This window comes from Filimonas lacunae (genome assembly GCF_002355595.1).
In the GTDB taxonomy this organism is placed as follows: Bacteria; Bacteroidota; Bacteroidia; order Chitinophagales; family Chitinophagaceae; genus Filimonas; species Filimonas lacunae.
Genome location: NZ_AP017422.1, coordinates 7,436,624 through 7,456,790, shown reverse-complemented (window position 1 = coordinate 7,456,790; position 20,167 = coordinate 7,436,624). Strand labels below are relative to the sequence as shown.

At 43.9% G+C, this 20,167-nt stretch carries 16 protein-coding genes; 6 read left to right on the top strand and 10 right to left on the bottom strand.

The window, feature by feature from the left end; translation table 11 throughout:
- Positions 1-130: 130 nt before the first annotated feature.
- From FLA_RS29575 to FLA_RS29540, 7 genes are all read right to left on the bottom strand, one after another.
- A complete protein-coding gene (locus tag FLA_RS29575) occupies positions 131-1,339 on the bottom strand; it encodes a FecR family protein (RefSeq protein WP_076377143.1) in 1,209 nt (402 codons plus the stop codon).
- Positions 1,340-1,392: 53 nt separating this feature from the next.
- On the bottom strand, positions 1,393-1,965 hold the full coding sequence (locus tag FLA_RS29570) for an RNA polymerase sigma factor (protein WP_076377141.1): 573 nt from the start codon (positions 1,963-1,965) through the stop codon (positions 1,393-1,395).
- 218 nt (positions 1,966-2,183) lie between these two features.
- On the bottom strand, positions 2,184-3,401 hold the full coding sequence (locus FLA_RS29560; RefSeq protein WP_076377137.1) for a hypothetical protein: 1,218 nt from the start codon (positions 3,399-3,401) through the stop codon (positions 2,184-2,186).
- Positions 3,402-3,405: 4 nt separating this feature from the next.
- Positions 3,406-3,777: a hypothetical protein gene (locus tag FLA_RS29555; RefSeq protein ID WP_076377135.1), complete on the bottom strand. Its 372-nt coding sequence runs from the start codon at positions 3,775-3,777 to the stop codon at positions 3,406-3,408.
- A 238-nt stretch (positions 3,778-4,015) separates the two neighbouring features.
- The gene (locus FLA_RS29550) at positions 4,016-4,312 is read right to left on the bottom strand and encodes a hypothetical protein (RefSeq protein ID WP_076377133.1); all 297 of its coding nucleotides are present in this window, start codon (positions 4,310-4,312) and stop codon (positions 4,016-4,018) included.
- A gap of 142 nt (positions 4,313-4,454) precedes the next feature.
- Positions 4,455-5,063 carry a pseudouridine synthase gene (locus tag FLA_RS29545; RefSeq protein ID WP_076377131.1) on the bottom strand — a complete coding sequence of 203 codons (609 nt, stop codon included), beginning with the start codon at positions 5,061-5,063 and terminating at the stop codon, positions 4,455-4,457.
- Between the two features lie 202 nt (positions 5,064-5,265).
- A complete protein-coding gene (locus tag FLA_RS29540; RefSeq protein WP_076377129.1) occupies positions 5,266-5,520 on the bottom strand; it encodes a hypothetical protein in 255 nt (84 codons plus the stop codon).
- A 120-nt stretch (positions 5,521-5,640) separates the two neighbouring features.
- Here FLA_RS29540 and FLA_RS29535 point away from each other — a divergent pair, with 120 nt between their 5' ends.
- From FLA_RS29535 to mutL, 4 genes are all read left to right on the top strand, one after another.
- Complete coding sequence (locus tag FLA_RS29535) at positions 5,641-6,438, top strand: hypothetical protein (RefSeq protein ID WP_076377127.1); 798 nt, start codon at positions 5,641-5,643, stop codon at positions 6,436-6,438.
- A gap of 24 nt (positions 6,439-6,462) precedes the next feature.
- Positions 6,463-7,110, top strand: coding sequence for an alpha/beta hydrolase (locus FLA_RS29530; protein WP_076377125.1), 648 nt, complete (start codon positions 6,463-6,465; stop codon positions 7,108-7,110).
- A 204-nt stretch (positions 7,111-7,314) separates the two neighbouring features.
- Complete coding sequence (locus tag FLA_RS29525) at positions 7,315-10,545, top strand: S41 family peptidase (protein ID WP_076377123.1); 3,231 nt, start codon at positions 7,315-7,317, stop codon at positions 10,543-10,545.
- Between the two features lie 115 nt (positions 10,546-10,660).
- Positions 10,661-12,688 (top strand): DNA mismatch repair endonuclease MutL, encoded by a 2,028-nt coding sequence (gene mutL / locus FLA_RS29520; protein ID WP_076377121.1) that lies wholly within the window; start codon positions 10,661-10,663, stop codon positions 12,686-12,688.
- Between the two features lie 142 nt (positions 12,689-12,830).
- Here mutL and FLA_RS29515 read toward each other — a convergent pair whose 3' ends face one another.
- The gene (locus tag FLA_RS29515; RefSeq protein ID WP_076377119.1) at positions 12,831-14,150 is read right to left on the bottom strand and encodes a D-alanyl-D-alanine carboxypeptidase/D-alanyl-D-alanine-endopeptidase; all 1,320 of its coding nucleotides are present in this window, start codon (positions 14,148-14,150) and stop codon (positions 12,831-12,833) included.
- Between the two features lie 114 nt (positions 14,151-14,264).
- On the opposite strand from FLA_RS29515, the gene FLA_RS29510 reads away from it, so the two are divergent.
- Positions 14,265-16,307, top strand: coding sequence for a M13 family metallopeptidase (locus tag FLA_RS29510; protein WP_076377117.1), 2,043 nt, complete (start codon positions 14,265-14,267; stop codon positions 16,305-16,307).
- 80 nt (positions 16,308-16,387) lie between these two features.
- Here FLA_RS29510 and FLA_RS29505 read toward each other — a convergent pair whose 3' ends face one another.
- The gene (locus tag FLA_RS29505; RefSeq protein WP_076377115.1) at positions 16,388-17,524 is read right to left on the bottom strand and encodes a formimidoylglutamase; all 1,137 of its coding nucleotides are present in this window, start codon (positions 17,522-17,524) and stop codon (positions 16,388-16,390) included.
- 169 nt (positions 17,525-17,693) lie between these two features.
- On the opposite strand from FLA_RS29505, the gene FLA_RS29500 reads away from it, so the two are divergent.
- Positions 17,694-19,460 carry a BatD family protein gene (locus FLA_RS29500; RefSeq protein WP_096511378.1) on the top strand — a complete coding sequence of 589 codons (1,767 nt, stop codon included), beginning with the start codon at positions 17,694-17,696 and terminating at the stop codon, positions 19,458-19,460.
- Here FLA_RS29500 and FLA_RS29495 read toward each other — a convergent pair.
- Positions 19,457-20,167: a response regulator transcription factor gene (locus FLA_RS29495; RefSeq protein ID WP_076377111.1), complete on the bottom strand. Its 711-nt coding sequence runs from the start codon at positions 20,165-20,167 to the stop codon at positions 19,457-19,459. The genes FLA_RS29500 and FLA_RS29495 overlap by 4 nt on opposite strands.

Here is a 20,167-nt window from a genome sequence, read left to right as displayed (position 1 = left end):
TGCTATTTGGCTTTAAAGCACTTACAGATTAAGGCAAAAATGACAATAATTCTTCAACCAATAAAGAATTGTCGCCGTAATAGACGAGATAATATTCAAAATGGCAGCAAAATGAATGGAAATAACTGGCTTAGTTGATAAAAATGGTTCTGTTCTCTACTTTGTATTCCAGTTTCACGCCGATAAAGCGAATGTTTTCCAGGGTTTCTTCGAGCTTATTACTACGGTTGAATTTACCGGTAATGGTGGTTTCTTTTTTTACAGGGCTTTTATAAACGATTTTTACGTTATACCAGCGGGCTAAATCGTCCAGCACTTTGGTAAGCGGGGTATTCTCGTATTCAAAATATCCTTCTTTCCAGGCTATCACACTCTCAATATCTACATCTTTTTCCACTTCAATGTTACTACCCGCAAGCATGTTGGCCTGATCGCCTGGTTTCAGTACAAAGGCCTGTGTGTTATTGCTGGCAGCAACTTTAACGGCACCGCTTACAAGTGTAGCCTGAATAGTGTGATAAGTGTTGATATTGAAGCTGGTTCCCAGCACCTCAACATCCATGGCTTTTTCTTTGGAAGAAGAAGATGTAATAACGTGGAATGGTTGGGAAGCATTTTTGGCCACTTCAAAATATGCTTCCCCTTCTAACAGTTCAACGGTACGGCTGGTACCTTGAAATTCGGATGGGAAACGCAGCTTGGTAGCTGCGTTCATCCAAATCCTTGTACCATCGGAGAGAGTTAGCGAATACTCACCTCCGTTCGGAATTATTATGGTGTTTATCAGTTGGCCCAAGTACCCTGCTGACTTGTTATTAGCAACGGCCTGACTAATATCGTATGCGATCTGTCCTTCTGCTGTTTTACGAATACCGGCATTCCCTTCTTTAGCCAGCTCGCCACCAACAGAAACAGTGCTTAAATCAATTTGTTTTCCATTACTCAGCACCAGCGTAGCTTTTTTGCCACCCGGTACTATTGGCCCGCTTTGGGCAACAATAGTACCGGTCTGGTGATTTTTAGAGTGATTCAGTGCCCAAAAAGCGCCTGCACCCAGTATAATCAACCCGATTACACTTGCGGCAATTTTTGAATAGGTTAGCAACGGCCTAAGATTACCTGGTAATCTCTTTTCGTTGTTTTCATGAACAGCCTGCATTAGGCTCTCATGAGAGCGATTATATATCTTATCCAGCTCAGATTCTATTTCGGGAGCCAAAGCTTCCTCAAAATCCAAACCGGAAATCCAGGCATCTACCGCTTTAATTTCCTCAGCGGTAGCCTGTCCATCTGCATAGTGATGTAACGCCTGTAATATATCCTCTGGTAAGTTATCCATAGTGGTGTTATAACTATAAAGAGTAAGCTAAATGAATAAATACGTATTCGATTCTAAAAAAAAATTGCAATAGCTAAAAAAAACAGGGTGGCTACCTTTTCCAGTGATTTTTTCACTTTGCCCATACCTGTTTCCAGCTGTTTTTCTACGGTGCGGGGAGACAATCCGCGCTCCTCTGCTATTTGTTTGGCAGAAAAGCCGTTCAGCTTGCTATCAATAAATACCGTCCGGCATTTTTCGGGAAGTTTGTTTATTTCCGCATGCAGACGTTCCATTAGAAACTTGCTGTTATAAATATCCTCAGGGGTTTTCCCTGTAGCCTGCTCCGGCATTTGCTCACCAGGCATATATGTGCGCTTGCTTTTAGAGAGGAATCGGATAGCGCCATATTTGGTACAGGTAAAAAGGTATTTGCTGATATCTTCAATCTGATGCGTTGCACGATTTTTCCAGAGACTCATAAATATGTCCTGAACAATATCTTCTGCCGCCTGCAAATCTTTGGTGATTTTGAATGCAACATTATGACAGGAACGTGCATAGCGCTGATGCAACGCACTAAAAGCGGTTGCATCATCTTTTTTGATGAATTCTATTATTTCTGCATCACTACACTGCGTGTACATAATTATTTATGTTCTTGCCAGGGGAGGGTAATGTTCAGTGCAGGTGTGAGGAATAAATTCCCGGAACATCCCTTATAAGCAAAGTATTGTAAATATAATACTATCAGCAGGTTCCCCACCGTTTTTGAACCTTGTTTTTTCCTTAAAACATGGCTAAGTGCCCCTGATGTCAGGCGCTTCATAATTATATAATAAAGCAGGCAGGCTGCTAAGTGCTTTTAGCGTTTATTGCCAAACCCCGTTAAGAAACTCAATGCCGCCACCAGGTTACCGCCTTTTGATACTACGCCATCAAAATTGCGCCCAAACGAAAAAGTCAGTTTCTGGTTTTTCCAGATAGCATAATCTGCATTGAATATTAACCGCCAGGATGGCTTAATGGAACTTCCGGACACCACACTTCTATATAAAGCTTCCATGCTGGCGCTGAATTTAGAAGCCTCGTTTGCATAAATATAACGCACCCCATAGTCAAGGGTCGATAACTTTTCTTCTGTATTCGGCTCATTGTCTTTGGCAAAAACCTGGGAGGGATTATATAAATAACGTACAATACCCAATAGAGAACTCCCCTTTTTATCTGTATATCCAAACGTAGTCCACACTCCGGCATTATGCACATTGGAAGAATCGAACCTTTTATCCATGAACGCTGCACTAATTCCACCCGCCACATCCCACGACCACCCCTGCCTGTTTAATACAAAAGAAGCAGCGCTATCCTTTAAAGCTTTCAGGTCGTATTTCTTAAAATCGTCATTATTAAACTGGTCTACAACGGCGTTAATAGAATCGGAGATGGTTTTGTACGCCTGCGACTCGGTAAAAGCCAGTTTGTCTTTGGCAGTATCCAGCATATAACTACGTTGTTTGTATAACCGGGTATATTCCGGATCATTTTCCCGCCATTTACGCAAAGCTTCACTTCGGCTGCGGTTGATACTATACTGTACTGCCCAGATATGATTTAAACGCCTGGTGGTTTCCTTGTCATAAGCAGGTCGGACCAGGGAAAACTTAAACCCTATGGCGCCATAGGTATTTCCGGCCCTGAAAGTGCTAAGCGAAGAATCTTCCGGGTTTCTGATAGCTAAAGAAACTACCAGCGTTTGTTTAAACACATTTTTGAAATCTGTTTTAGCCAGCCCTGCAGTAGTAAAGTCGGTACGTTTCGACAATAACCAGTAGGGAGCCAGATCAATAGCATAGTTGGAAGGCAGTTTGGAAAAAGAACCTGTAGCTGATTGCAGCGAAAGCATAAAGGCCGAAATATCAGTAGGTTTTTCTATATCACTGGTAGCAAAACCCAACAAGTTAGCCCCCGGTGATGCAGGCGCTTTTAATAAGTCCAGATTAATGGTGGTATCCTGCGCTTTTATCACACATGAAAAAAAAGCGATGTATACAACGCTTAACAAAACAATTTTTGTCTTCATTATATCAGGCCTTGTAAAATTTAATAATGCAGAGGTAAGGAACCGACTCTCCGTTTTCATCCACTGTTTTAGAAAGCACATACTCTCTGAAAACTACTCCGCCTCGTAGCCGGAGAATCATTTCAGTATAGTTAGAGTCCTGCGAGGTATCTGTAACTGTGCTTATCACACGCAGCTCTTTGTTACTGAGTAACTGGTTAATGCCCACCTTCATCTCAGGCAAACTCCCTTTCTGATCAGCAATTAATACCTGGTCATCCAGCTCTATACTGGAAGACGCCGTTTGCCCGATAGCGCCAATTATAATTTCAAGAGAAACATCTTTACCGGTGTCATTCACCAGGTAAACAGTGTCTAAAGCAGTTCGAGTGGCCATATGTGGTAGTTTATCAAGCGGTACTGTAAACAAAAAGTTTTATTTAAAAAGGTTCGGAATACGAATATAGAAAAAACCCCGTATGGAAATACAGGGCGCTTTTTACCAAAACTAACTGCATTCATGCTTTTGCATGAGAGCGGATATTTAAACCTCAGGCATTTCTGCCGTCGCAACTTTAAAATTTGTGGGGAGATTGGATTTGTAGTGCGAATATAAGCGCCAATTATGGCCAACACTACTCTGAATAAAATGAATAAGAAGGAAATGAGGAGGATTCTCCCGGAAAAGATATGTCTTTTAAGGTTACCGGGCCACCACTTTGCACATGCTTCATTACCCCTTTTTTAATGTCCTCGGACATGGAAACCTTATCTTCTTCCTCCTCTAACCAGCAGTTCGCCTTTGCTTCGTTCTCGTATGGAAACCCCAGGGCAGATAAGACAAAGTCATATGCTTGTTTTTTACCGGAGGTGTGATAGTCAGGCAGATAAGGTACTGCATGGTCATCATTTACGTGCTGCTGAGAATACATAGGCTATTGTATAAATCATTAAAAAGATCTCAGATTTTTCATTTGGCTATGGGAAAAACTGTCTGTTGTTTCTGAAATTTAATTATATGATTTTATTTATACAATTCTTTTTTACTGTGTCAACATCAATCGAACACACCGCCTATTGCCAGTTTTCTATCTTTAATTGTTTAAAAAAAGTAGATTCTTCTATCTCTTTCACTTCACCTGGTTGCATATTTTCCAGCTGTAGGTCTTCAATGGCCACCCGGATTAAACGCTTGCATTTATGTCCCACTTCACGCACCATCTTCCTCACCTGATGAAACTTCCCTTCTGTAAGATGAATCAACAGCCAGGTATGGGGTATATAATCTTTGGTTTCAAATTCATGATGAAACAGGTTTGCAGGTTCGGGCACAATAACAACATCGCAAGGCGAAGTCATATATGTTTCCCCACCGGCAGCCGATATGGCTACACCGGTTTGTAAACGATGTAAGGTTTCTTCCTTTACTTCATAAGCCACCTTTACCAGGTAGGTTCGCTTATGGGGCACTTCGCCCTGGAACAATAAACGGGTCACTTTTTTATTGGTTGTAAGAATCAGTAACCCTTCACTCAAATTATCCAGCCGGCCTATAGCATGTGTTCCCGGCGGAAAATCAAAATCCAGATCACACAGCAATCGCAAGTCATGTGAACTCACAAATTGCGATAACATGTTATAAGGCTTGTTGATAATAAAATAGCGCTGCCCTCCCTCTCCCATATTGGTTACTTGTAAATGCAATTAAAAGTTAAAATCCGCCAACCCGCGGCAAATGTATTCAGCATAGCTATTAAGATGTTACCTTTATTAGGTAAGATTCAGACATGTATAGCCTTGGGCTTATTCATAACGGCATTATCTGAAAAACCGAAACAGTGTTTAGTTACTTCCAGGTTCTTTTGAAAAAACCACACCCTCCCTTTTATTCCAATATAGTTTCAATAGTTTGAGCAATCGCCTGCAATAAAGCGATGTCAGGCTCCGGCACCTGGTCTTTTCGTGCTTCGGGTGGTATCACCGCGCGATAGCGTCCTTCCTCATCTCTTTCAAAATAAACATCCATTCCCTCTGCAATGGTTACCCTGAATTTGTGCGTATACCCCATTACCAGCAGCTCGGCAGCAAAATTTCTTTCTTTGCCCTGATAATCAACAGTAAGTACAAAGCTGTCACTCATAATAGGTGCTAAAATACACCCATTACAGGCCGGTTTTACAGGTTTTTACCCACTAACAAAAACAAATAAGCATAAAAACTATACTTTGCGGAGAATTTACCAAAATAAACCCCTGTAAACATGTTATTTGCACGTTATAACACCTTGTTATTAAGTCTTTTTGTAATAGCAGCAGCAGTAAGCTCATGCGGCGGCTCGGGCGTTCAAAACCAGCCCTCTATTGTTGCGCCTGCCGATCCGATAGCCTCTACTTTTTCTAAACTGGACACACAAGTTTACTTCACAGGCTTGTGGGTAAATGAAACTTATATTTCTAACGTTAAACGTTCCAAATCGCCAAAGGCATCCCAGAAAGTAGAAGAAAAAAGCGGGATCAACATTCCAGGTAAAACCCTGGTTCCTACCAATTTCATTTTTGGGTTTCATGATGGTGGTGAAAACCTGGTGGTAGTGAAAAACGGTAGCAAATACCAGCTGTGGGATGAAAAAAGCCCTAACCCTACTATCGACATAGAAGTACTGGCTCCGGACAGACTGAAAATAGGCAACGAATTTTTTGTAAAAATCCCACAGGGCGTTAACCCCACTCAGGACCTCTCTATCCTTTCTACCGTATTATTCCGCGGCAACTACACCACTTCTAATGGTACTACTGTAGAGTTTAAAGAAACCGGTGAAGTAAAGGGCCTGGATGGCTATACTTCGTACAGCCCGATACTAGACTATAATGATGTGGCGTTAGATGTAGACCAGTTGATAATGGAAGGCCCGGGCAAGCCTGCAGAACACTTCGGTTTTAAGTTTGTGAATGATGCACTGCTTATTTACCAGTTAAAGTGTATCAGCAAAGACAGCACCAGCAACCAATGCTCTAAAGTAGACTTTGGCGAAACAAAATACATACTCAAAAGAAAATAGGCCTGTGCCATACAGCCTTTATTTATGAAAGCATATTTTATAAGCGGATTAGGCGCCGACAAAAGGGCTTTTGATAAGATAGTGTTACCTGCCCGGTTTGAGCAGGTTCATTTAGAATGGATTGCCCCACAGGCAACAGAATGCCTGACCCAGTATGCCAAACGTTTTGCTCAGCAGATAAACGGCGCAGAGCCGTTTATCCTGGTGGGTTTGTCTTTTGGTGGCATGCTGGCAACTGAAATAAGTAAAATACTACCTCCGCAGCAATTGGTACTCATTTCCAGCGCTTCTTCCCGCAGCGAGTTACCCCTGCTCTACCGCATAGCAGGCAAACTGCGCCTTGAAAAAATATTGCCTTATAAAAGAATCATCAAAAAGCCGGGAAAGATAGCCAACTGGCTTTTTGGTCCTTTTGACGAACACACCCAACAACTGGTACACAGTTACATAAAAGCAACCGAACCGCAATTTATGCAATGGGCCATCGGACAAATAAGTCGCTGGAAAAACAAGGAAAAGCCTGCTAACCTGTTGCAAATTCATGGAAGTGAAGACAAATTACTATGGGCAGGCTATTCAAAAGCGGGCTTTGTAATGAGCGGAGGGGGGCATTTATGCCTGCAAAGTCATGCGGCAGTTATAAATCAACTGCTTAAAAATCAACTCGTTTAATTATTTGCCCCTGCAAGACTACAGGGGCCACTGATAATTACACACATGAGAAAAAGCGCAAGATAGATTTTGCTTCGTCATTAAACAATACCTGAATGAAGGTATTTACCATTATTTAACCATTCATCCTTTCCCGACCCCAACAGTCCCGCATTCTTTTTATATTGTTTTCCCAACCTGTTTTGTTAACTTAATAACACTATCATGACGAAAACTTTATCAGGATTGGCGCTGGGACTGCTTTTCAGCACAATAGCGCTTGCACAGCCTGATGCCGGACTTTTCCGTTTTGCGGATGTTTCCGAAACACAAATTGTTTTCACCTACGCCAATGATATCTGGCTTATCCCTAAAGAAGGGGGGCAGGCTATTAAAATAACATCCCCTCCCGGCGTAGAATCCTTCCCAAAATTTTCTCCCGATGGCAAAACGCTCGCTTTTACAGGTAATTATGACGGCAATAAGGATGTATATGTATTGCCTGTTTCCGGCGGCGTTCCCCTGCGATTAACACAACATGGCTATACAGACCGCGTGGTGGACTGGACACCCGACGGCAAAAAGGTAATATTTGCTTCCATACGCGAAAGCACCAAAGAACGGTTTAACCAGTTTTATACCATTGCTGCTACAGGCGGCTCTGCCAGCAAATTGCCACTGGCCTATGCCGAATTTGGCAGCTATAGTCCCGATGGTAAAAAGATGGCCGTAGCCATTCGCACCCAGGCATTTCGCAGCTGGAAACGATACCGGGGCGGCATGAAGGCCAATATTCACATTTTCGATTTTACATCCCTTACTTCTGTTGATATTTCAGCCGATGATGAAGCAGGTGATGAGTTTCCGATGTGGCACGACCAGTTTATTTATTTCCTCTCCGACCGGGGCCAGGAAAACCGTATGAACCTGTGGCGCTACAATGTGAACTCCAAGGCCACCGAGCAGTTAACACACTTCAAAGATTTTGATGTGCATTTTCCTTCTTTAGGCCCTTCTGATATTGTATATGAAGCCGGTGGCAAGCTTTACCTGTATTCCCTGGCCAAACAGCAGGCTACAGAAGTGAAAGTAAACATCACCACCGACCAGGCAACTCTTCGCCCACGCCTGGAAAATGTAAAAAGTTACCTGCAGAACATTTCGATAAGTCCGGACGGAAAAAGAATATTAGCTAGTGCAAGAGGGGATATATTCTCCTTGCCAGCTGAGGAAGGCTATGTAAAGAACCTGACACATACATCCGGTATAGCCGAACGTTACCCTGAATGGTCGCCAGATGGCAGTAAAATAGCTTATTGGAGCGATGCTTCCGGTGAATATGAACTCTACCTGCAGGATGCTGAAAAAGAAACAGCACCTCAAAAGCTCACCAGCTATGGAGCAGGCTTCCGCTATAGCTTGTTCTGGAGTCCGGATAGTAAAAAGCTGGCGTTTATAGATAAAACTATGCGCATTTATGTCTATGATATAAGCACCAAAACAAGCACAGAAATAGACCGCGCCTTATATTTTATGCATGGTGCCCTGGAAAATTTCCGGGTCAGCTGGTCACCAGATAGTCGCTGGATAGCCTATGCCCGCGATTTGAAAAATCCGCACGAGGCTATTTTCATTTACGACTACACCAACAAAAAGGCACACCAGGTTACCAGTGGCTTTTACACCAGCACCAACCCGGTATTTGACAAAGAAGGCAAATACCTGTTCCTGTTTACCAACCAGGCTTTTAATCCTACTTACAGCGATTTAGATAATACCTTCGTATACGCCAATGCCACACAAGTAGCAGCCATCAGCCTTTCTAAAAGCACCCCTTCCCTGTTATACGCCCGCAACGATTCTGTAAACGTTAAAAAAGAAGGAGATACAAAAGGCAAAGAGGACGATGCGAAAAAAACGAGCAAGGCTGTTAACATCGACTTCGATGATATAGAAAGCAGACTGGTAGTGTTGCCATTGGCAGCAGGCAACTACGCTAACTTAACCACTTCTAAAGGCAAACTGCTTTATGTAAAGCAGAACAACACAGGAGCAGCCCCTGCCCCCGGTGCAATCAAATATTTTGATATAGAAGAACGTGAAGAAAAAACCATTTTACCCGGTGTCACCGACTACGCTTTATCAGCAGATGGTCAAAAGCTACTGGTACCACAAAATGGCAACTGGGCAGTGGTAAAAGTGGCCGAGAATCAAAAAATAGATAAGCTGGTGCCTACAGGTGAAATGAAAGCAACCGTAGATCCTAAACAGGAATGGAAACAGTTGTTTACCGAAGCATGGCGTTTGGAACGGGATTATTTTTACGATCCTAATCTTCATGGCGTAAACTGGCCGGAAGCCAAAGAACGATATGCGAAAATACTGGAACACGCCACCACCCGCGAGGAAGTGAACTTCATTATTGGGGAACTAATTGGCGAACTCAACTCTTCCCATACTTATTACGGGGGTGGTGATGTAGACAAGGAAAAGTCTACCAGCGTAGGCTACCTGGGCATTGACTGGCAACCGGAAGGACAATACTATAAAATTAAAAAGATACTACGCGGCGCCAGCTGGGATGCTGAAATCCGTTCACCATTTGATTTGTCTGGTGCCGATATAAAAGAAGGCGACTTTATCCTGGCGGTAAACGGCATTCCTATTACTACCGCCCAGGAACCCTTTGCCGCCTTCCAGGACCTGGCAGGCAAAACGGTAGAAATCACTTACAGTTCCACCGCCAGCCTTGCCGGAGCTAAAACCGTTACCGTTAAAACCCTTGGAGATGAATACCGGCTACGTCATCTTGCCTGGATAGAAAGCAACCGCAAAAGAGTGGCAGAAGCCAGCAACGGCGAGGTAGGTTACATTTTTGTGCCCAGCACCGGTATTGACGGCCAGAATGAACTTATCAGGCAGTACAACGCCCAATGGGAGAAAAAAGCCCTGGTAATAGACGAACGTTTTAACAATGGCGGCCAGATACCCGATCGCTTTATTGAGCTGTTAAACCGTAAACCCATCGCTTACTGGACCTTACGCGAAGGCAATCAGTGGCCATGGCCACCTTATGCCCATTTTGGCCCTAAAGTAATGCTTATTAATGGCTGGAGTGGTTCGGGCGGGGATGCCTTCCCGGACTTCTTCCGCAAAGCGGGTTTAGGTCCCATTATCGGTACCCGCACCTGGGGTGGTCTTATTGGCCTTACCGGGGCGCCAGAACTGATTGATGGGGGAGAAATCACTGTTCCTACCTTCCGAATGTACAATCTGGATGGCACCTGGTTTAAAGAAGGTCATGGCGTAGACCCCGATATTTATGAAGATGAAAACCTGGGACAAATGGCAAAAGGCATTGACGTGCAACTGGAAAGAGCCATCAGCACCGTTAAAGAACTGATTAAAACAAAAGGATTTACCCCTCCGGCATCACCAGGATATGAGAAAAGATAACAGAATTATAAATGGGCCGACCTTACCGGCCCATTTCTTTTGAATAACTTGTTGATTGATTGACTTTTTGTAGAAGTGTACTATTTTTACGGATTCAAAAAAAGGATAGCCAGTAGTGCCAGATATAATACAATTATTACCCGATAATATTGCGAACCAGATAGCTGCCGGCGAGGTAATTCAACGCCCTGCCAGTGCAGTAAAGGAGTTGCTGGAGAATGCAGTAGATGCAGGTGCTACCGAAATAAGACTAATAGTAAATGATGCAGGCAAAAGCCTGATGCAGGTGATTGATAACGGCAAGGGCATGAGCGAAACAGATGCCCGCATGAGCTTTGAACGGCACGCTACCAGTAAAATCAAAAATATAGACGATCTTTTCCAGGTGCGTACTATGGGTTTCCGTGGCGAAGCCCTGGCTTCTATAGCAGCCGTAGCACAGGTGGAACTGAAATCGCGCCGCGCAGAAGATGAGCTGGGCACTTACGTGGAAATAGAAAACAGTGCTGTTATTAAGCAGGAACCATGCGCCTGCCCCCTCGGAACAAGCATTAGCATGAAAAACCTGTTTTTCAACATTCCGGCCCGCCGTAACTTTTTAAAAAGCAATGCCGCAGAAATGCGCCACATCATAGATGAGTTTATTCATGTGGCAATGGCATTCCCCCATATATTCTTCTCTTTTACCGCAAACGGGGTAGAGCAGTTTCACCTTGAAGCCGGTAGCCTTAAGCAACGCATATTACAACTGATGGGCAACCAGCACAGCAGCAAGTTGGTGCAGGTGAAAGAAGATACTGACTATATGAATATTTCGGGTTTTGTAGGTAAGCCGGAAACGGCCCGCAAAACCAGGGGTGATCAATACTTTTTTGTAAACAACCGCTTTATTAAAAGCCCTTACCTCAACCATGCGGTAATGAGCGCTTTTGAAGGCATGCTTCCGAAAGACTGCTTTCCATTGTATGTGTTGTTTATAGACCTTGATCCTACCCAGGTAGACATTAACGTGCACCCTACCAAACAGGAGATTAAATTTGAGGATGAAAAAATCATTTACGCATTTGTACAGGCAGCCGTGAAGCATTCCCTGGCCACTTTCAGCGTAGCTCCCTCCCTCGACTTTACATTAAACCCGATCATTCAACAACTGGATGCAGTAAGTAAGCCATTTACCGACGATCAGCAACAATCGGCATCCGGTTCAGATTTATACAAAACATTTACACAAAAGCACCAGGCCCATGCTATAGAGGGCAGCAACAAAGCAGAACTGAAGCATTGGAAAGATGCCTTTACTCCCCTGGGACGAGAAAGCAGCAATAGTGGTGGTGGATATACAGGAAGTAATAGCAATGCAGCAGCAGATCAATACAATGCAGGAAAATATACAGATCAGGGCATGAGTAATAAAGGACAGAACAGCACCTCTGCAGGAGGATGGGCACAACCTGGAGAACGTAAGTTACCAGGGTTAACTGGTGAAGGCAGTGCTTTTGACGAAATAGGAGGCATTTCTACGGGTGGCATTGATAGTTTATACTCTCTTGAAATACCTGCCGCCCGCCAGCTGATACAAGGAGCTCCCTTATTACAGCTGCATAACACATACGTATTAGCTCCGGTTACCAGTGGCTTTATTGTTGTGCATCAACAACTGGCACATGAGCGTATTTTATATGAACGTTACTCCATAGCTGCCCACTCGCAAAGTATGGCTTCCCAGCAAAGCCTGTTCCCCGTTACGCTGGAACTGGCCGCAGCTGATGCCGCATTGTTACACGATCTATTGCCCGAGTTAAAAGCCATCGGCTACCAGGTAGAACCTTTTGGTAAAGACAGCTTTATTATCCAGGGCACCCCTGCCGATATTTCACAAGGCAATGAAAGACATTCTATTGAACTGTTAATTGAACAGTTTAAACATTTCAGCAGCGATATCAAATTCAGCAAACGCGAAAAACTGGTACGCTGCATGGCACGCCAGCAGGCCATTAAAGCCGGACAGGTTTTAAGCCAGCAGGAAATGGCCACCCTGGTAGAAGAACTACTGAAATGCAGCACGCCTAACGTTACCCCAACCGGTAATCCTACTTATCTGGAATACAAAGAAGATTATCTGGATAAGATGTTCGGGCGATAATATTCAATAACCCGGCTGTATAGAAACTGTATAACAAGCACAATACCGTTACTATACATCCGGCGCTTATTAAACACTGCCTGTAACCATATACTGAATGGCTAGGCACCCTCCCTAATAAAGCTCCGATTCATTTCAACGTTTAATAAGCATTCAAAATACCAATAAGCCATTGCTCTATCTGTTTTCTAACAGCACTTGCACTGGCCTGATGATTATTGATCAATACAGAAAAAGCCAGCGTCTTTCCTTTAGCAGTCAATAAATAACCACTTAAAGACAGGTTATTACTCAATGTTCCTGTTTTAGCATAAATCTTACCGGCATAATTGGTATACAATCCTTCCAGCGTGCCTTCATTACCTGTTTGCAAAATGCCGGTGATACGTTTCCAGCTGAAGTCTGTTTTCATTTTGGCAAGTAACCATACCATGTCCTGCGGCGATATCAGGTTATACCTGCTTAATCCACTGCCATCTACCCAGCGTGGACGTTGCGGCATACTCTTAAAATCAGTAGCTAACAACCTGGCAATAATAGCATCCGTGTTCATTTCATGCAGCTGCAAGCGTGACACCATCAGTAACGATTGCTCTGCATAGAAATTATCACTCCTATGCATCATAAAACGCAACACAGAGTCGGTAAGTTGCGAGTGAATTACGTATTGTTTACCACCTGCTTCATTGTCTTTTACAGCCACAATGGGTTGCCATATAAGGTTCTTATGCAACGTGTCACCTAATAACTGCACAGCTATACTATCCGATGTAATAAACGGAACAGCATACCTTTTAAGCGCTTTTCCGGAATTGGTGTAACTAAATGTATTTTGGTGAAACAAACGGTTGAAAGCATTTACATACCCGCTTCCTCCGGCATTCACCCCCGTAACAGCCGCGCTAAAATATCCTGGCACTACAGTTACCGGTTTACTTCCGCTAACCGTTACTACATTCCCATATACAGGCAACGCACTGCGTTCAGCCATATAGGCGTCGGCGTAGTCGTCCCAGGCCCAACCGGTTCCATATGCTTTCCCAGTCCATAAAGCGGGTAACAGATGTAGGGGTTTATCTATGTTTTTCAGATAGCTATATATAGGATGTATGGTAAAATCAGGATGTAATAAGGTGGGATCTCCTGTGGGGCGAATGTCCACATGATCGGGCCATTCCGTCACGTCCAATCCTTCCAGGCTATCGCCCAGGTATTTCATGGCAGCATAGCAGGTTAGTAATTTAGTATTACTGGCAGGCATAAAATACTTATCCGGCTGGTATTGGTATATATAGGCCCCGGTAGCCAGGTCCATTATACAAATACCCACATGGGCCGATGCCAGTTCTGGCAGCTGCTGCAGCCCTTTGTTTTCTGCTACCACCTGGCTTTTCTGTACAGCACAACCGGCTGCCATCATTATCCAGGCCCCATAAATCCCTAACAAATAATATTTTTTCATAACCTCTTAGTGTTCGCCTATCAATTCACCATCTTTAACTAAATAAAGTAAAAGCGTTTGCGGTGAAATAATAATTTTACGCCTTATTATTTTCTTACCCAGAAATAAAAAAGCATGAGAAATAGCATTTGTTTACATGGTGTGCTTATGGCGGGTGCGCTGTTAACAGGCACAGTATCCTTTGCCGGACCAGATAAGCCCGGCCAGCCCAAGTACATTGATAAGAGCAATATGGACCAGGCCGTTAAACCCGGCGATAACTTTTATCGCTACGCAAACGGCAGCTGGTTGAAAAACAATCCTGTTCCAGGCAGTAAAACACGCTGGGGAAGCTTTGACGTGTTACGTGAAGAAAGCAGCAAGCGCCTGCAGACACTGCTTACAGAAGCGGCTAAAAACACAGGCAAAGACAGGTCTACCCAAATGATTGGCGACTACTACACCAGCGCCATGGATAGTGCCGCTATTGAAGCCAAAGGTTTCCTGCCGGTTCAGCCCGATCTTAGCCGCCTGGCAGCGATCAGCAACCTGGAAGAAATTATCAATGAAATAGCCAGCTTACGCACACAAGGGTTTGGCGCTCCGCTGTTTGGCATGTTTGTAGGCCAGGACCGCAAGAACGTAACCACCAACATTGTGCAGTTAAGCCAGGGTGGTACTACATTGCCCGATAGAGACTATTACCTGAAAAATGATCCGCGCAGCAGATCTATCCGGGAAGCTTACCGCGCTCATTTACAAAAGATGTTTGCATTAGTGGGTGAAGGGGCTATGGCTTCTAACAACAGTGCCGACGCTGTATTACGTATAGAAACTGCACTGGCTAAAGTTCAGTTCAGCCGTGTGGAAATGCGCGATCCTTATAAACTGTATAATAAATATGCGGTAAAAGACCTGGCCACTCTTACTCCGGGTTTAAACTGGGCCGACCTGTTTGGTAAAATGAAGGTGCAAGCCGGTGATAGCGTACTGGTGAACAATCCACAGTTTTTAAAAACAGCAGATGCTTTGTTAAGCGCCGTGCCACTGAACGACTGGAAAAGCTACCTGCGCTGGGCAGTGTTGAAAACAACGGCTCCTTACCTCAGCAGTGCTTTTGTAAAACAAACATTTGAGTTTAACCAGGTATTGACCGGTCAGGCAGAACAAACGCCACGCTGGCAGCGCATGAGCAGCCTGATTGATGGCGACCTGGGCGACCTGCTGGGCCAGTTATACGTAGAAAAGTATTTTAAACCAGAAGCCAAACAGCGCATGCTGGACCTGGTGAACAACCTGCAGGCTACGTTTGAAGAACGTATTAAAAGGTTGGACTGGATGAGTGATGTTACTAAAGAAAAGGCGCTGGAAAAGTTACATGCCTTCACTAAAAAAATAGCTTATCCCGATAAATGGAAAACTTACGATGGTATTGTAATTACCCGTAACGACCTTATGTCCAACGTTCGCAGCTGTAACGTATGGGGCTATAATGATATGGTAACGCGTATGGGCCAGCCTGTTGATAAAACAAGATGGGGCATGACACCTCCAACCATCAACGCTTACTATAGCCCAACCAATAATGAAATCGCTTTCCCTGCCGGTATTTTACAGTTTCCCTTTTTCGACTTCGGTGCCGACGATGCGGTAAACTATGGCGGTATCGGTGCAGTGATCGGCCATGAAATGACCCACGGGTTTGATGATCAGGGACGCCAGTCTGCTGCTGATGGCAACTTAAAAGATTGGTGGACTAAAGAAGATGCAGACAAGTTTACTTCAAAGGCCAATGAAGTGGTAAAACAATATGATGCCTTTGCCGTACTGGACACTTTGCATGTAAACGGCAAACTTACCCTGGGTGAAAACCTGGCCGACTTAGGTGGTTTAAACATTGCCTATGAAGCTTATACTAAAACCAAGGAGTTTAAAGAAGGTAAAAAGATAGATGGTTTTACGCCCGCACAACGCTTCTTCTTAAGCTGGGCACAGGTATGGCGTAACAATGCAGTACCTAAAACACAGGCGCAGTTATTGCTTACCGATCCACACTCCCCTGGCGAAGCACGTGCCAATGGCCCTATAGTAAACATGGACGCCTGGTATGCTGCATTTGATGTAAAGCCCGGTGATAAATTATACAAGCCAGAAGCGCAACGTACTAAAATCTGGTAAAAGAGCTCCTTTCCCCTTGTTATATGATGACATCAAAAAAGCCGGCAATTGCCGGCTTTTTCTTTTATAGTTCCTATTCATTAAGATCTTTCTACCGCACGCAGCCATCTTTCCGGAATATCATTGGCTGCTGCGATCATATAATCGCGATGGCTACAGGCAATATATTTTCCGTCTGGCAATTGCACCCACCAACGTCCGGTACGCTTGCTTTGTAAAAACCTGGTTTCCACCTCAGCAAAGGCAATATTGAATTCGTTAAACTCATCCGTCATCTCCATTGGCGCTTCCTGCTTGCCTTTGTGTATGCCATCCATCAGGTACCACAGCATATGGCTGATTTGTTTGGCCGTTAAATCCTGCACATCCCTCTTAGGTGTATAGCCATATATGCCAATAGTGCTTAACTGTGGGCTCATACCTGCATATTGCATCAGCGTACATGCTTCCTCACCATTAAAGCCGTTCGGAGTTAAGTAATTAGCAGGAGCATGACTGTGCTGAATAGCAGCAATATCAAACGTAAGCATATTGGAGTTGCGGATCACGGGCTCCATTTCTTCTATATGTTCCTTTACACGACCTACACGATAACAATCAAAACGCAGCTTATCAATGGTTTCCAACATGGTAGGGTGTACCATATAGCTTTGAAAACCAATGTGATTGTAGTGTTTTATAAAGTTGGGATCGCTGGTAAGCAATTCCAGCATAAACGATTCCACAGGCAGCACGCTGTCAATATCCATGTCCATGCGGGCATCCACACAGGTCATTTCAATAATATTCTCTGCTGCTGCATACACGTTATATTGAGCGCGGGTAATATCGTGCGAACCTCCCAGGATAACCACTCTTTTATTGTGCGACACCAGTTCGGAAACTACCGCCCTTAAAGCACCATAGGTGTCATTTAAAGAAGCTCCTCTTTTTACATTCCCCACATCGGCCACTTTTACCGAGTCGTGCCAGTGATATAAACTATAAAAAGCACGACGGATAATATTGGGTCCATCAGAATGACTAAACCCCGGACCTTCTCCTCTCGCTTCGCCGCATCCTATCAAAATAATATCCGCTTCATCAATATCAGGCAGCTCTTCCTCGTATACAGCAATGTGTTTGCCCACCTGTGTATCCCGATAGCCTTCATCATTCGATAATTCGTAAATATTCACCGGTTCCAGAAAATCTATAATCGACTCAAAAGAAGACATGTAGTAATTTTTGTGATTGTCCCGGCAAACATACTAAAAGAAGTAGTAAATAATGCCTTTGTTGATAACACCAGGCCCGATTTACAAAGTGTTAAAAAGCCTGAAATGACAGATTTATACACCTTTTTTGTATACTACAGAAGGGGGCCGGCAGTTATATTTGTATAGTATGAAATATTTTACCTGTATCTGCTATAGCCTGCTATTGCTATTTACTGCTCACGCACAGAATGCGCAGGTACATTTTACCATACAAACTTCTGCACATGATATATTTAAAAATGATGTTCTCCAGGTAGAATATGTGATAAGCAATGCATCCTGGGTTTCTGACTTTATTCCTCCCAGCCTTAACGCCTGGAGCGTTAGTTCCGGCCCCATACAGTCGGAGGAAACCGTCAACATCAATGGTAAAAGCACCCATAAAAGCAGTTTCATATACATGCTCCGGCCTTTGAAAGCCGGCACGCTTACATTGCCTTCTGCATCTGTTGTTGCCAACAACCGTCGTGTTAGCTCTAACTCCATTACTATACATGTCATTGACAAAAACAATCCTTCTCCCATAGGCACTCCCCCACCTTCTGCCGCACTGCAGTCATTGTTTGGTGCGCAAAGTACCGATAGCGAGGAAGCAGCATTCAGTAAAGTTCCGGAATTGAGGGAGCAGGAGAATGCAACAGATAAAATTCGCAGTAATAGCTTTATAAAAGTGTTCACCAGCAAAAACACCTGCTATATAGGCGAACCCGTAATGGTAACATATAAGTTTTACCGTGCCCTGCGTAGTAAGGCGGTGGTAACCAAACAACCTTCTTTTTCCGGTTGCAGCGTAAAAGAGATTGCATTTGACGAGCAAAGCACCCAGGAAAAATATGGCAACAAAACCTATATAGTAAATGTGATACGCAAGGTACAGCTGCAACCTTTACAGGCAGGCCGCCTTCGCCTTGACAGCGCTACTGTAACCAATGAAATTGTGTTTGCCCTCCCGCATAAGCAGTATGCGAAAGACAACTTCCGGGCAGATATTCAGAATATGCCCCAGTTTATTGAGGTGCTTCCCCTGCCTAAACAGAACAAACCCCAGGATTTTACAGGCATCACAGGCCATTTTCGCATACAGGCACAAGCTAAGGACAATAATATTCCTGCACAGGAAAACAACAGCCTGCTTATCACTATTAGCGGCAAAGGAGACATCACAGGCATTAAGCCACCAGCAGTGAACTGGCCCGGTAGCACAGAGCATTTTGAAGCTACTACCGAAGACAACATAGACAAGAACCTCTTCCCCCTGGAAGGCAGCCGAACATTTGCCTATCATTTTATAGCATCCAAAGAAGGGGATATCACTATTCCTCCTGTACAGTTTTCTTATTTCGATGTAGAAAAAGAAAGGTATGAGTCTATACATACCGATAGCCTGCATCTTCATTTCAACAAGCCTGCAGGTAAAAAAGACTATACACTTTTTGCAGAGGAAGGTGGTAATAAAAATCTGCTCTGGATGATAGTAGCAGCATTACTGGCCGGTGGTGCAGGTGCATGGTGGTATTATCGCCGTAAACCAAAGAAGCCATCTGCTTCTAAAACCAAGCCGCAAGCACAAACGATACCACCTGCCAGGCCTGATTTTATTATCTCGTTTGATATACTAAGTAATATTGAAGATCACTATCTCTTCTTCAATAAAAGCAAAGACATATTATCACTGGCCATAGGAGAAAAAACCAACACGTATAACGTTCCTTTTCCGGTACTGCTTACCGCATTGCAGCAACATGAACAATATGCGCACCTGGTAACTGATTGCAAGCTACTATATGAGGATTGCGATGTAGCAATGTATTCACCCGATATCAGCAGTAGCGACCGGGCTAATACACTGGATAGAATGAAAAAGGTATTACAGCAGCTCAGGCTTATCCCTTAAGCATCGTTGTATTTATATCCCACCCCTCTAACGGAATGAAAGTGTTTGGGGTTACGGGTGTCGGCTTCAAAATATTTGCGGAAGTTGAGTATAAAATTGTCAATGGTACGTGTGGTAGGATATACGTTGTAGCCCCATACCACCTGTAATATCCTTTCGCGGGTAACTACCTCATTCCTGTTTTCAATCAGCAGCTTCAACAGCATCGCCTCTTTCTTGCTTAACTGTACCAGCTCACCACTCCAGGTAGTGGCTTCCTGTGCCTTAAAATCTATCCTGTTACCACCAAACGCATATTCATTATCGATGGTTTCCTTATCCTGCATACGCTTGTTCTTCTTTATCAGCTTCTCCACACGCAGCATCAGTTCTTCCAGGTTAAAAGGCTTGGTTAAATAATCGTCTGCACCTTTTTTCAACCCCAACACCCGATCGCTGCTGCTGTTGCGGGCGCTTAAAATAAGAATGGGTACATCAATATGCTGAATGCGAATGCCTTCTGTAACGCCGATACCATCCAGCTCGGGCAGCATAATATCCAGAATCACCAGGTCAAAATATTCTGCCTGCACCGCCTTTAGCGCTTCTGTACCATTGAAAGCAGAAGAAACACTGTATCCTTCCATTTCCAGGTTCAGCTTTAACGCTTCGTGCAAATTCTCTTCATCCTCTACTACCAGAATATTGCCTTTTTGCTCTGTAGCCAT